Source organism: Pseudomonas sp. B414 (genome assembly GCF_055408445.1).
The window spans coordinates 15,845-28,618 of record NZ_JBUZTQ010000032.1 but is presented as its reverse complement, the minus strand read 5'-3'; the positions used below and the strand labels follow the sequence as shown (position 1 = coordinate 28,618).

At 61.3% G+C, this 12,774-nt stretch carries 18 protein-coding genes; all 18 read left to right on the top strand.

The window, feature by feature from the left end:
- Positions 1-6: 6 nt before the first annotated feature.
- The 18 genes from ACZRMH_RS20950 to ACZRMH_RS20865 all read left to right on the top strand — a co-directional run bounded on the left by ACZRMH_RS20950 (position 7) and on the right by ACZRMH_RS20865 (position 12,772).
- Positions 7-351: a phage holin family protein gene (locus ACZRMH_RS20950; RefSeq protein WP_464015082.1), complete on the top strand. Its 345-nt coding sequence runs from the start codon at positions 7-9 to the stop codon at positions 349-351.
- Between the two features lie 32 nt (positions 352-383).
- Positions 384-884, top strand: a complete 501-nt coding sequence (locus ACZRMH_RS20945) for a hypothetical protein (protein ID WP_464015081.1) — start codon at positions 384-386, stop codon at positions 882-884.
- Between the two features lie 243 nt (positions 885-1,127).
- Positions 1,128-1,685 (top strand): terminase small subunit, encoded by a 558-nt coding sequence (locus tag ACZRMH_RS20940; RefSeq protein ID WP_464015080.1) that lies wholly within the window; start codon positions 1,128-1,130, stop codon positions 1,683-1,685.
- Positions 1,686-1,689: 4 nt separating this feature from the next.
- The gene (locus ACZRMH_RS20935) at positions 1,690-3,711 is read left to right on the top strand and encodes a phage terminase large subunit family protein (protein WP_464015079.1); all 2,022 of its coding nucleotides are present in this window, start codon (positions 1,690-1,692) and stop codon (positions 3,709-3,711) included.
- A 1-nt stretch (position 3,712) separates the two neighbouring features.
- On the top strand, positions 3,713-3,919 hold the full coding sequence (locus ACZRMH_RS20930; protein ID WP_463886233.1) for a phage head-tail joining protein: 207 nt from the start codon (positions 3,713-3,715) through the stop codon (positions 3,917-3,919).
- Complete coding sequence (locus ACZRMH_RS20925) at positions 3,919-5,400, top strand: phage portal protein (protein ID WP_464015078.1); 1,482 nt, start codon at positions 3,919-3,921, stop codon at positions 5,398-5,400. The genes ACZRMH_RS20930 and ACZRMH_RS20925 overlap by 1 nt, the downstream gene beginning before the upstream one ends.
- Entirely contained in the window at positions 5,397-6,551 is a 1,155-nt protein-coding gene (locus tag ACZRMH_RS20920) for a head maturation protease, ClpP-related (RefSeq protein ID WP_464015077.1), read from the top strand. The genes ACZRMH_RS20925 and ACZRMH_RS20920 overlap by 4 nt, the downstream gene beginning before the upstream one ends.
- Complete coding sequence (locus ACZRMH_RS20915) at positions 6,548-6,892, top strand: head decoration protein (protein ID WP_464015076.1); 345 nt, start codon at positions 6,548-6,550, stop codon at positions 6,890-6,892. The genes ACZRMH_RS20920 and ACZRMH_RS20915 overlap by 4 nt, the downstream gene beginning before the upstream one ends.
- Positions 6,893-6,954: 62 nt before the next feature.
- Entirely contained in the window at positions 6,955-7,950 is a 996-nt protein-coding gene (locus tag ACZRMH_RS20910) for a major capsid protein (protein WP_464015075.1), read from the top strand.
- Positions 7,951-7,952: 2 nt separating this feature from the next.
- Positions 7,953-8,273 (top strand): head-tail joining protein, encoded by a 321-nt coding sequence (locus ACZRMH_RS20905; RefSeq protein WP_464015074.1) that lies wholly within the window; start codon positions 7,953-7,955, stop codon positions 8,271-8,273.
- Positions 8,270-8,926 carry a hypothetical protein gene (locus ACZRMH_RS20900; protein ID WP_464015073.1) on the top strand — a complete coding sequence of 219 codons (657 nt, stop codon included), beginning with the start codon at positions 8,270-8,272 and terminating at the stop codon, positions 8,924-8,926. The genes ACZRMH_RS20905 and ACZRMH_RS20900 overlap by 4 nt, the downstream gene beginning before the upstream one ends.
- Entirely contained in the window at positions 8,919-9,440 is a 522-nt protein-coding gene (locus ACZRMH_RS20895) for a hypothetical protein (RefSeq protein WP_464015072.1), read from the top strand. The genes ACZRMH_RS20900 and ACZRMH_RS20895 overlap by 8 nt, the downstream gene beginning before the upstream one ends.
- Positions 9,437-9,997, top strand: coding sequence for a phage baseplate assembly protein V (locus tag ACZRMH_RS20890; protein WP_464015071.1), 561 nt, complete (start codon positions 9,437-9,439; stop codon positions 9,995-9,997). Before ACZRMH_RS20895 ends, ACZRMH_RS20890 begins: the two co-directional genes overlap by 4 nt.
- A gap of 56 nt (positions 9,998-10,053) precedes the next feature.
- Positions 10,054-10,317, top strand: a complete 264-nt coding sequence (locus ACZRMH_RS20885; RefSeq protein ID WP_464015070.1) for a hypothetical protein — start codon at positions 10,054-10,056, stop codon at positions 10,315-10,317.
- Between the two features lie 5 nt (positions 10,318-10,322).
- Positions 10,323-10,649 (top strand): GPW/gp25 family protein, encoded by a 327-nt coding sequence (locus ACZRMH_RS20880; protein ID WP_464015069.1) that lies wholly within the window; start codon positions 10,323-10,325, stop codon positions 10,647-10,649.
- The gene (locus tag ACZRMH_RS20875; RefSeq protein WP_464015068.1) at positions 10,646-11,491 is read left to right on the top strand and encodes a baseplate assembly protein; all 846 of its coding nucleotides are present in this window, start codon (positions 10,646-10,648) and stop codon (positions 11,489-11,491) included. The genes ACZRMH_RS20880 and ACZRMH_RS20875 overlap by 4 nt, the downstream gene beginning before the upstream one ends.
- Positions 11,484-12,410, top strand: a complete 927-nt coding sequence (locus ACZRMH_RS20870) for a phage tail protein I (protein ID WP_464015067.1) — start codon at positions 11,484-11,486, stop codon at positions 12,408-12,410. Before ACZRMH_RS20875 ends, ACZRMH_RS20870 begins: the two co-directional genes overlap by 8 nt.
- Positions 12,407-12,772 carry a hypothetical protein gene (locus ACZRMH_RS20865; RefSeq protein WP_464015066.1) on the top strand — a complete coding sequence of 122 codons (366 nt, stop codon included), beginning with the start codon at positions 12,407-12,409 and terminating at the stop codon, positions 12,770-12,772. The genes ACZRMH_RS20870 and ACZRMH_RS20865 overlap by 4 nt, the downstream gene beginning before the upstream one ends.
- The last annotated feature ends 2 nt before the right edge of the window (positions 12,773-12,774 follow it).

Here is a 12,774-nt window from a genome sequence, read left to right as displayed (position 1 = left end):
CACACCATGACAAACGAGCAACAAGCGCTGGCAGAGATGCCGATCTGGTTAGTAATCGTCCTGGCTTTGGTCGGTGGCGTTTCGGGTGAGATGTGGCGGGCCGACAAAGACGGTGCGCGCGGTTGGGTGCTGTTGCGCCGTTTGGCGCTGCGGTCCGGCGCCTGCATTGTCTGTGGTGTGTCGGCGATGATGCTGATGATCGCCGCCGGCATGTCGATTTGGACGGCAGGCGCCTTGGGCTGTTTGACGGCGATGGCCGGTGCGGACGTCGCCATTGGCTTGTACGAACGCTGGGCCGCCAAGCGGCTGGGCGTATGCGAAGCAGCCTCTCAATCGAATCGCTCTGAATAGCACACACCCACTCGTTAAGCAGGTCTTCAGACATGAATGAATCCAGGCAGCAGCAGATGCTTGCAGGGCAATCTTCTATTGCTCAAAAAGTCTTTGGTTACGTACCGATCCAAACGAGCTGGAGCGTTTCCGCTATCCACGGTGCCGTTCAGGCAGCAAAAGCCACTGGTGCTACAGCCGCTGCAATACGCCGCGCTCTTGGCGAGCTCAAAGACGCGGGTCTTATCCGGGAGCCAGTAGCCGGAAAGTTTCAGCGTGATGCAGCCACCCCAAAACCAAAGAAGGAGCAAGTCGTGACTCAGGTAGCCAAGCAGACCGTTGTTTCGATCAAGAAGCCTGAGGGTGCATTGGATGTGCTGGCGGCACTGTCTGGTGAGGTGGTGATTCTTTCGGACGAGTTCAGCAAGCGCATGAAGGCGTTGGCTGGCCGTATCGAAGAGGTAGCCCTGTCGGTTGAGGCTGAGCGCGAAAGCAATGCTGAAGCCATTGTCAAAGCCAGGCGCCTGCAAGAGGCGCTGCGGGAGTTTGCGTAAGTACTCGGCTTTGCGAACCCTGGGCCTTCACGCGCTCGGGTGTCAGCGAAGCGCTTCCGCCGGTGAGGCGCAGGGACGATGCACCGTTCCGGGGCGCCGAAAATCGCCGGGGACCCTGGGAATATTCAGTGGGTACGGGGTCGCAAACCCGCGGGAAAGTGTTAGCGGACAGTTCACCAGCTTAGTGAACTGGGGTGAACAGGTGAACTCCCCGTATTCATTAGGTGAACAGGACATTTCTTCATGACTGTAATCAGCAAAACGGAGTTTGCCGCACGGCGTGGCTGGGCCAAATCCTACGTTTCCAAGTTGGCTAATCAGGATCGGTTGGTGCTGACTGACGATGGCAAGATTGACCTCGAAGCCACCGAAGCGTTGTTGGCTGAGTCTGCCGATCCAAGCAAAGCGGCCGTCGCCGAGCGACACGACCGGCTTCGCCTTCAGCGGGAAGCTCAAATCGCCGCCGAAGAACCTGCGGTGCCGCAAGTAGGCCAGCCGGTGGACTTTCAGAAATCCCGGGCTCTGCGGGAGCACTACCTAGCCCTCCAAGAGCAAGCCAACTTTCACAAACAGCAGGGCACCCTGGTCGAACGCGTCGCAGTGGAAACGGGCGCGTTCAACGCGGGCCGTCTGTTGCGTGACCAGCTGCTGGGCATGCCACCACAACTCGCGCCGGAGCTCGCTGTTATGTCCGATCCCTGGCAAATCGAAAAGCACCTGACGGCGGCTATCCGTCGCTCGCTTGAGGATGCAGAGCGCTTGTCCTCGGCGGATCTTGAACACGCCCTGACCACGAGTTAATCCCATGCCCACGGAAATCCCTAACGGTGCAGAGGTGTATCGGGAGGCGTATTTTCGTGGGCTGCATCCGGACCCTGACGTCTGGGTCGATGAGTGGGCCGACGAGTACATGCGCATTCCGCGTGACACCGGCGCCGCCGAGCCCGGCCAGTACCGCACCTCACGAACACCGTATGCCCGCGAGCCGATGCGCTGTTTGTCGCCGGCTCACCCCTGCAAGCGCGTAGTCACCATGGTGGCCTCGCAGCTGATGAAAACGCAGATCGCTTTGAACTGGATCGGCGGCCTGATCCACATGGCGCCATCCAACATCCTGACCTTGTTGCCGAGCCTGGGCCTGGCCAAGCGGGTGTCTTCGCGGATCGGCAAGACCATCAAGGCCACCCCGGTACTGCGTGAACGGGTAGCATCCAGCCGCTCGCGAGATTCGCGCAACACCATGGACACCAAAGAGTTCGAGGGTGGTTCGTTGTACGTCACCACGGCGGGCTCGGCAGCCAACCTGTCGGAGCTGTCGGCGCGCTACGTTTACGGCGATGAGATTGACCGCTGGGAAGTGGATATCGGCGAAGAGGGCGACCCCATTGAGCTCGCGGAAACGCGGGGTAGTACGTTCGGCCGCAATGCGAAGTTTTACTTCTCCAGTTCGCCGACGATCAAGGGTGCGTCGCGGATCTCCGATCTGTTCGAGGGCAGCGACCAACGTTACTACTACGTGCCATGTCCGACCTGCGGGCACATGCAAATCCTCGAATGGGAGCGACTGCATTACTCGAAGGACTTCAGCGTGGTGCACTACGAGTGCGCCGGGCCTGAGTGCGACGTGCTGATCGACGAATACCACAAAGGTGAAATGCTCGCCAAGGGCGAGTGGCGTGCCCATGCCGAGGGTGATGGCGAGACAGTCGGCTTCCACCTCAATGCCCTGTATTCGCCGCTTGGCTGGATGGACTGGAAGTCGCTGGCCAAGCAGTTCGAAAAGGCCAAGAAGGCCCAGGCCAAAGGCGACCTCGAACCGATGCAGGTGTTCTACAACACCCGCCTGGCGAAGGTCTGGGACAGCGCGCAAGAGCAAACCAAGGCCGATACGTTGAGAGCCCGGGCGCGCTTGGAAGGCTTCGCCCTCGGTTCGCTGCCGTCCGCCGTGCTGATGGTCACTGGCGCGGTCGACGTTCAGGCCAACCGCCTGGAGTTTATGGCGATGGGTTGGGGTGTCGGTATGGAACGTTGGGTCGTCGACTTTCAGATCGTCGCCGGTGATCCCGCTGACGAACGTACTTGGGCCGCGTTGGATGAATTGCTCAAGGCTAAATATCGCCATCCGTGCGGTGTCGGCCTTGGCATTCTCGCGACAGCTGTCGACTCCGGCGGTCACCACACCGACGAGGTCTACCAGTTTTGCCGCGTTCGCCGTTGGCGAAACGTGTTCGCCATCAAGGGGGCGAGCAAGCCCGGAAGACCAGTGATTGCTCAGCGTCCTTCGATGGTCGACGTGACCTGGAAAGGGCAGACCGAACGCAACGGCGCCGAGCTGTGGTTTGTCGGTACCGACACGGCGAAGGACTGGATTTACAACCGCTATCCGTTCGAGTCGGGACCAGGTGCATTGCACTTTGCCAATGACCTGCCAGACGACTTCTTCGATCAGTGCGTAGCGGAGCGCAAGATCGCGCGCTACGTGCGCGGCCACAAGCGGATCGAATGGGTCAAGGGCAAGGCCGAACGCAACGAAGCGCTCGACCTGATGGTGTACTGCCTGGCCATGGCCCATTACCTGGGCCTCAATCGTTACAAGGAACACGACTGGGAGCGGGTGCGTCAGTCCTTGGCGCAGTCGGGGTTGTTCGACGATGCGCAGGGCATCAAGCCTGTTCAGGGCGAACGTGTCAGCAATGTCGGTCAGGCCACTCCCGTGGCTGTATCGCAACCGGTTCCGCAGAACGTTGCTGCACCGGTTGTGCCATCGCGACCCGCAGCCCCACCTCAACGCCGCAGCTCAACTAGTGGCTACCTGAAGAGACGCTGATATGTCATTCACTCAAAAGCACCTCGACGCGGTTGAGGCGGCCATAGCTCGCGGTGAGAAAACCGTGCGCTACACCGACCGTACCGTGGAATACCGCACCGTCGACGAGCTACTCAAAGCTCGTGAGGAAATCCGCTCGTCGCTGATCAATGCTGCCGGGCCGCGCTCGCGTGTGGTCAGGCTGTACCACGGGGGCAAGGGACTCTAATGGGCCGCCACTATCCGACGTTGACCCGTAACGGATTCGTGTTGCCGTCGAACATCAAGGCCAGTTACGAAGGCGCCGGAGAGGGCCGCCGATCCACTGGCTGGGATGCTCCCGACAACGGAATCAACAGCATCAATACCCCGGCACTGCGCAATCTGCGATCGCGCTCCCGGGCGGCGGTTCGCAATGACCCGTATGCCTTCAATGTGATCGACAAGCGCGTCAGCAACCTGATCGGCAGCGGTATCACACCGAGGCCGAAAACCGACGACGACGCCCTGCGCAAATTGCTGCAGGAGCTTTGGGATGACTGGGTCGATGAGTCGGACGCTGATGAGCGCACCGACTTCAACGGTCAGCAGGCGCTGGTTGCCCGCACTGTCGAAACCTCGGGTGAATGCTTTGTGCGGTTACGACCGCGCAGCCTAGATGAAGGCCTCGCGGTTCCGCTGCAGCTTCAGATACTGGCCCCGGAGTTTGTGCCGCATGACAAGTTCGAAAGCACCAAAAACGGCAACATCATCCGCGCCGGGATCGAGTTCACCCCAGGTGGTAAGCGCGTGGCGTACTGGATGTACCTGTCGCACCCGCGCGATGCAACATCACTGAACGCCGGTTACAACCAGTTGGTGCGGGTGCCGGCCTCGCAGGTATTGCACATCTTCGAGCCAGTCGAGCCTGGCCAGCTGCGCGGCGTGCCGCGATTGTCACCGGTGCTCAAACGCTTGCGCAGTCTGGATAACTACGATGATGCGGTGCTGTTCCGCCAAGAGGTGGCTAACCTGTTCGCCGGCTTCATCAGTCGGCCGACTCCGGACTCCGGGCCTGTGCCGAGGGATCCGGTCACGGGCCAGCCACTGAGTCTTGATCGCGACGGCTTCACGCCAATGGTCGCGCTGGAGCCCGGCACCATGCAGGAGCTCGGACCTGGTGAAGAGGTCGAGTTCTCCAAGCCACCGGATGCGGGCAACAACTATCCGGACTTCATGCGACAGCAGCTGATGGCTGCAGCGGCGGGAACCGGCACGCCCTACGAGATTCTCACCGGCGACATGCGCGAGATTAACGATCGGGCGCTGCGTGTGGTGCTCAACGAGTTTCGGCGCAGGCTGGAACAGCTGCAATTCGGAGTCTACGTGCACCAGCTCTGCCGCCCGGTCCGGGCGGCCTGGATGGACATGGCGGTATTGTCGGGCGCCCTGGTGTTGGCGGACTACGCCCCGCGCCGCCGTGAATACCTGCGTACCCGCTGGGTGCCGCAAGGCTGGGCCTATATCCAACCAGTGCAGGACGTTCAGGCCCGGCGGATGGAAGTGCAAGCGGGCTTCGCCTCTCGCAGTGAAATGGTTCTACGCACCGGCTACGACGCGGAAACGGTCGACGCGGAAAACGCGGCGGACCTGGCCAGAGCCACGACCCTTGGCCTCAACTACAACACTCTCGACGCCGTCGTAACCCTCGACGACAAGGAACAACCATGAGTAAAAAAACGCGCCCGCGCATTTACAACCGAGCCGGGCAGCGTGTGCAGGTGGAGGACAAAACCTGGTACGCGCTGCAAGCCAATGGCGAAGCCGCCGAACGAGTGATCGAGGTGTTCGTTTACGGCGAGATCGGCGCCTGGGGCATCACTGCCAACCAGTTCGTGCAGGACCTGCGCGCCATGGATGATGGCGTCTCACCGGTGGTCGCCGCCTTCAACAGCATCGGCGGTGACCTGTTCGACGGTCTGGCCATGCACAACGCCCTGTCGCGGCTGGGCGAGCGCTGTACTGGCCGCATTGATGCACTGGCGGCCAGTGCGGCCAGCGTCGCGGTATGCGGCGCGTACCGGGTGGTGATCGCCTCCAACGCCATGTTGATGATCCACAACCCGTGGACCTACGCAGCAGGCGACGCCGAAGACTTCCGCAAGGTGGCCGACGTACTCGACCAGACCATGGAAGCGATCATCGCGGCCTACAAGGCGAAGGCGCCGGACATTGATGAGGTCGAGTTGCGCCGGTTGGTTGCCGCTGAAACCTGGCTGACCGCGAATGAAGCGGTGGCCCTGGGCTTGGCCGATGAAGTCGGCGACGGGGTCAAGGTCAAAGCCTGCCTCGGCCAGGGCGGTGTGCTGCAGCGATACCAGCACGCACCAGCTGAACTGCTGGCCCAACTCGATGAAGCACCCGAGCCGGATCCGGATTTGGAGCCGGTCGAACCACCCCAAACGCCGCCGGTGGTCGACTCGACCAAACTGGCGTTGCTGATCACCCAGCGCTGCGCCGAGGCGGGGATCAGCAACCTGGTCACGCCGTTACTCAACTCGACCCAGCTCGAAAGCGAAGAGATTGTTCTGGCGGGTCTGACCCGGGCCAAGGCGGTGAATGATCTTTGCGTCGCGGCCCGCTTGCCGGAATTCAGTGCCGAGTACGTCGCTGCTGGTTTGGATGCGGCGGCGGTGAGGGCGCGCCTGTTCGACAAAATCGTTGGTAGCGGCAAGGGGTTTGAAATCGACAACAGCCTGCCGTTGGACAATGACCCAGCGCCGAAGGTGCTGGCCAAGCAACCTGATCCCACCTCGATCTGGGCCGCTCGACAAGCTGCTCAATCTGGAATTGCGCGCGGCGCGAAAGGAGCAAGACCATGACCATCAAAAAAGAACCGATCCACGCCGGTGAGTTTCTGCTGTCCGAAGGGGCAGGGAACATCTCGCGCGAATCGATCAACGTAGCGGCGGGGCCCGCACTGGACCCGGGACAAATTCTCGGCCTGGTGACGGCTACCGGTGAATTCGCACCGTACTCGCCGACGGCCGAAGACGGCAGCGAAACCGCCGTGGCGATTCTCTTCGGTCCCTTGGGCGAATCGGACGTTGTACGCCGTGGCCGTGCAGTCGTGCGCATGGCGGAGATCAGCGAAGCCCACCTGACCGGCCTCGACCTTGATGCTGAAAAGGCCTTGGCTGCCCACTTTCTGATCGTCCGCTAAGACGCTCAGCCACCTTTATATACCCCGCCTTGAGCGGGGTTTTGCATTTCTGGAGAGTACCCATGGCCGATATCGCCATTTTTGACGACGAAGCGTTTACCGTTACCGCACTCACCGCTGCACTCAACGAACAACCCTATCTGCCGGGGCGCATCAGCGCACTGGGTCTGTTCCGCGAAGAGGGCGTCACCACCCTCACCGTACAGATTGAAAAGGACGGCGACACCCTGGCCCTGGTGCCTGCCGGCGAGCGCGGCAGTTCTGGCCTGGTGGTCGGAGCCAGTAAGCGCAACCTGATTCCATTCAACACCGTCCACTTGCCAGAACGCTTCACCATCAAGGCCGACGAGATCCAGGGTATTCGTGCCTTCGGTACCCGCACCGAATTGCAGGCGGTACAGGACGTGGTCAACGCCCGTCTGGCCAAAGCTCGCCGTCAGCTGGATGCGACTCACGAGTTCCAGCGTATGGGGGCGCTCAATGGTCTGATCCTTGATGCCGATGGCCAGACCCCACTGTTGGACATCTACGCAGCTTTCGGTGTGCAGCGTCAGAAACTGCCCATGGGCCTGGCCGACCAGAACACAGAGCTGCGAGTCAAATGCGGCGAAGCGCTGGACATGCAGGAAGATGCGTTGGGCAGTGTGACCAGTACCGGCTCACGTGCCTTCTGCGGCAAGAACTTCTGGAACAAGCTGATCGTCCATGACTCGATCAAAGAAACCTACCTCAACAGCCAGCAAGCGGCGGCGTTGCGCGGTGATGCCCGCGAAAGCTTTGAGTTCGGCGGCATTGTCTGGGAGCGCTACCGTGGCAAAGTGGCTGGTGTGTCGTTCGTCCACGACGACAAGGCGCTATTGATCCCTGAAGGCGTGCCCGACCTGTACATCTCGGTGTTCGCTCCGGCCGATTACATGGAAACGGTCAACACCCAGGGCATTCCTTACTACAGCATGATCGAGCCACTGCCCTTCAACAAAGGCATGGCCGGTGAGGCCCAGTCCAACCCGCTGCACCTGTGCACTCGACCGCGCGCGCAGATTCTCCTGGAGCTCTAACCGTGGCCTTCCGTGATCTGGTCGCAGACCTCGACGCGGTGGTGTTCGAAACCCTGGGCGACACCGCCCGTATCGAAGGTCGGCCGGAACCAGTGCTTGGCATGTTCGCCGCGCCCTGGCTGCAACCGAAGATCGGCAAACTCAATACCAACTTGCGCGAGCCCCGCTTTGAGATTCGCGTGAGCGATTCCCAGGGCTTGAGCAAGGGCCTGCTGGTCAGCGTCGATCTGCCCGAGCTGGATGGCGGGGGTGATTACGACCTGTTGCAACTGGAACCCAGCGGCGACGGCCTGGTGGCATTGATCCTGAGGAAACGCCCATGAGTGTCGGCAGCTACAAGGAGCTAAAGCGTAACAGCGGGATGCTCACTATCCAGTCGTCGACAGCAGATCTTCATGCCTTTCAGGACTTCGCGAAGTTGGTACCGAAAGCCGCGGCGGCGGCGCAGCGACGGGCAATCAATAAAACCTTGAGGTGGCTGCGCACCCATATCGCCAGGGCTGTCGGCCGGCAGCAGCGGATTGCCATTGGCGCCGTTCGGCAGCGCCTGCGGGCCTACCCGGTGAGCAGCGGCACGATGCGCGGCAAGTTGTGGTTCGGCCTCAACGCCATTGAGGCCAGTCGCGCCGGCAGGCCGCGCCAAGGCACTGGTGGTGTTTCAGTGGCTGGCCGTCGCTTCCAGGGGGCGTTCTTCAAAAAAGTGTACGGGAGCAAAGCCGATATCTGGATTCGCACCTCGAGCAAGCACTTTTCCACGGATGATTATCCGGACACCGAACAGGGCCGACGCCGCTCAGGCTTTGTCGAAGAAAACGACAACCGCTTTCCACTGGCTAAGGCCAAGATTTCGCTGGAACAGGCTCGCCCTCATTTCGAGGCTTGGGTTCGCCGTGCGGATGAGCGCTTGTTGGAAGTGCTTAAACAAGAGCTCAACTTTGAACTGCAAAAGTACCTGAAGGGGACCGCTCGTGTCTGATGAACCTTTTAGCCTCGAACAGCTTTTTGGCACCGTCGAGCAATACCTGCTGGATCATCTTCCGGGTGTGCAAATGGTTGGGTTCTGGCCTGTATTAGAAGGTCGCGCTCCGGCGATCCATCTGCCAGCTGTGTTTCTCGAATTGGCGGAAGCGGAACCCGGCGCCGATCCTGGTACCGGTGAAACAGTGCTGACCTGCAAGTTCGAAGCGCGGATTGTCGTCGATGCAATCAAGGACGATCACCATCGACAGGCTGTGCAACTGGCCACTCAACTGGCCGTCCTGTTACGCGGCCAGTACTGGGGTATCGACAACGTCGGGCCTACGGTGTTCGTTCAAGCCATACAGGACTGGACCAAACCGGAGTTGGATGGTTACACCGTCTGGCTCGTGGAGTGGAACCAGGACATCACCCTGGGTGAGGAGGAATGGCCGTGGCCGGATGATCAACCAACCCATTTGGATATCGACTTCGGTTCGAATTCTGTCGACGTCGTCGCGGGGGTGCCATGAGTCGCGGGGTGACGGGTGAGCATGACCGCATGCTGGCCGCCATGATCATCCCTGGCAAGGTGGTGGACGTGGACCTGCAAAACGCCAAGGTGCGGATTGAGTCGCGAGGCTGGATCAGTCCTTGGGTGCGCTGGCACAGCCAGGGAGCCGGCAAGGCCCGGCACTGGCGAGCGCCGAGCATTGGCGAGCAAGGTTCGCTGGAGTGTCCGAGCGGCGTCCCCGCCCTGGGCACCTTCAAGCCTGGCTTGTACAGCGAGGCCGGGGCGCAGGCGGATAACCGCGACCATGTCGAGGTGTGGCGTTTTGACGATGGCGGGTCGCTGGTCTACGACTGGCATGCCAAAAGCTACGCCATCACGCTGCCCACCGGCACCGTGACGATTAAGGTCGGTGATTCGACCGTTACCGTAACGGATAGCGCCGTGACGGTGGAGTCGGCGGCGATCAAGTTGGTGGGTGAGGTTGAGATTGTCGGCTCGTTACGCGTAACGGGCGACATACACGGAGGCGGATCAATCATCGATACCGCCGGCAACACGCCGAACCATAAGCATTAAACCCAATCATCCATGGCCCGCTCAGTGCGGGTTTTTTTATGCCTGGAGAAAAGCCCATGACAGCTGTGATGGCGAAGAAAGTTACTCCCGATTCAGTACTTGATGTCGCGGCCGTAGTAACCGATCGGGTCGACGCGCCGGGCGCGTCGGTGGAGCCGGTAAAGCGTCCGGTTTTTCGCGACAAGGAATTCACCTCGCGCACCTTGATTCTGCCCAACAAGCGCACCGTTCAAGTCGTGGGCGGCGTGGTGGAAGCCACGGACCCGGAATTGCTGACCTTCCTGCGCACGCGCAGCAGCTTCGAACTGGTCACGGAGTGAATTAGATGATCGGCATGGATCGACGCACCGGCCTGCCGCTGTCGGGTCTGGCGCATGTGCTGCAGTCCATCGACGACATTTTGACCACCCCGCTGGGTGATCGGCGGATGCGCCCGGAGTACGGCAGCGCGATTCGCCGTTATGTCGACCTTCCGGTTAACGCCGGTTGGAAGGGGGCCGTGCAGGCCGAAGCCATCCGCGCCGTGGGCCGTTGGGAGCCCCGCGTGAAGCTGCAGCAGGTCACTGTCGTTTCTGTGCTCGACGGAAAAATTGGTCTGCGGCTGACCGGCGATTACTTGGGCGAAAGCTTTGTGAAGGAGGTCAGCGTATGAACCTGTTGGATCTGTCCAAGTTGCCCGTGCCGGACGTGATCGAAACCCTCGATTTTGAAGACCAGTATCAAACGATTCTGGCGCGGTTTCGGGAGGCGATGGGGGATCAGTGGAGCGCGGCGCTTGAGTCCGATCCGGTGGTCAAGGAATTTGAGCTGTTCGCCTATGAGGTCGTCACGCTGCGCGCACGGATCAATGCCGCCGCCCGCGCCGTGCTGCTGGCCTCGTCCACCAGAAACGATCTGGACGGCGTTCTGGCGCTGCTGGGTGCGCAACGTCTGGAGGGTGAGCAGGACGATGCGTTTCGCGAGCGTGGCCGTCTGGCGCCGTATGGCTTCAGCACGGCGGGGCCGCGTCAGGCCTACAAATATCACGCGCTGAGCGCCCATGAAGACGTCCGCGATGTTTGGGTGGATCGGCCGACGCCCGGCGTGGTGCGCGTCACGGTGCTGAGTCGCGTCGGTGATGGCGTGCCCACGGCCGACGTGTTGGGCGCGGTGCGCGCTGTGCTGAATGCCGAGGACGTGCGGCCGCTGAATGACACGGTGCTGGTCGAGCCGGCGCAGTCGATTCCTTGGCAGCTGCACGCCCGGCTGCACTTTGCCAGCGGGGCGGCCTATGGCCCGATCATGGACGCCGCGCAGGCGGCGGCTGAGGCGTATGCGGTCGCACAACACAAGATCAATACGCCGATCCGGGCCAGCATGGTGATTGCGGCCTTGGGGCTTCCTGGAGTGTCTGATGTCGAGCTGTTGAGCCCGACGCAGGACATCGATGCGATGACGCAGGGCGCCTCGTATTGCACCGGCATCGTGCTGGAACCGGTGGTGGATTATGTCTAGTCCGGCGGATCTGCTGCCCAGCAATAGCACGCCGCTGGAGCGGGGGCTGGCTGAAGCCGGCAACGTCCGGCAGTTAAACCCGGATGTGATCCGCACCCTGTGGAATGCGGACATCTGTCCGGCTGAGTTTCTGCCGCACTTGGCGTGGTCGTTGTCGGTGGACTTTTGGGAGCTGGCCGACAGCGACGAACGGCGCCGCGAGCTGATTCGTGGGGCCATCGAATGGCATCGCAAGCGTGGCACGCCCTGGGCAATCAAGCAGGCCCTGGCGGCGTTTGGTTATCCGGTCATGGAGCTGATCGAGCAAGCCAAGTACCTGCAGGAATGGAAGGCCGCTGGCGGCCATGTGCTCGACGGCAGTTGGCGACTGGATGGCTCGGTGGTGCTGGTTGTGCCCGGGAGTCCAGCCAGTGGCGAATTGGTGCGGCGTTCTGCGCTGAATCACTGGGCGGAATATGCCATCCGCCTTAACGCGGCAGATGGCATTTGGACGCACGCCGATCAGCAGAAAATCCGCAAAGTGGCCGAGTCATTCGCACCAGAACGCAGCCAGCTGGTGGCCTTGATCGCCGCCGTGGAGGCCCGGTTTTCGGCGGGTGTCACGCTGAAGTCATTGGCCGTACGTGTGCGGGCTCGCTTGCAGGGCAAGCAGCGTTATCAGCCATTGGCACGGCGCACCCTGGATGGCAGTTGGACGCTGAGCGGCGGCACGGCGCCTTTGCTGCTCGATGGCTGGCCGCTGGATGGGCGGCCCTTGAACGGACTACGCCTGACCGGCGTGGCGCTGGATAACAGCCACGGCACGCTTCGACAAAAAATCACCCATCGAATGGGCTTTGCAATGGGCAATAACGGCCTGAAGTGCAGCGTGCTGATGCGCGTGAAACGAAACGGTGTCGTTACTGAGGTTCCGCTATGAGCAATCCAATCGCTACACCCATTTTTACAGCCTACCGCCGTCAGGTGGCGCTGAGCGCCGCGACCGGCGCGGCCATTTCGCCCATCGCGTTCATGGCCTTTGGTACGAGTGAAAAACCCGCCTCGCCGGATGAAGACACTGCACTGGGGGCCGAGTTTGCGCGCATTCCGGTGGTGGGCGTCGTCAACGGCGTGAACGTTACCGTAACGGGCGTACTGACTGGCGCGCTGGCCGGTACGCGGCGGGTCACTGAAATGGCGGTGTTCACTGCCAGCGGCACGCTGGTGGCGCGCCGGGTGATGAAGCCCAAAGAGTTCGAAGACTTCACCGAGCTTGAAATCATTTTGACCCTGGAATACTGAGG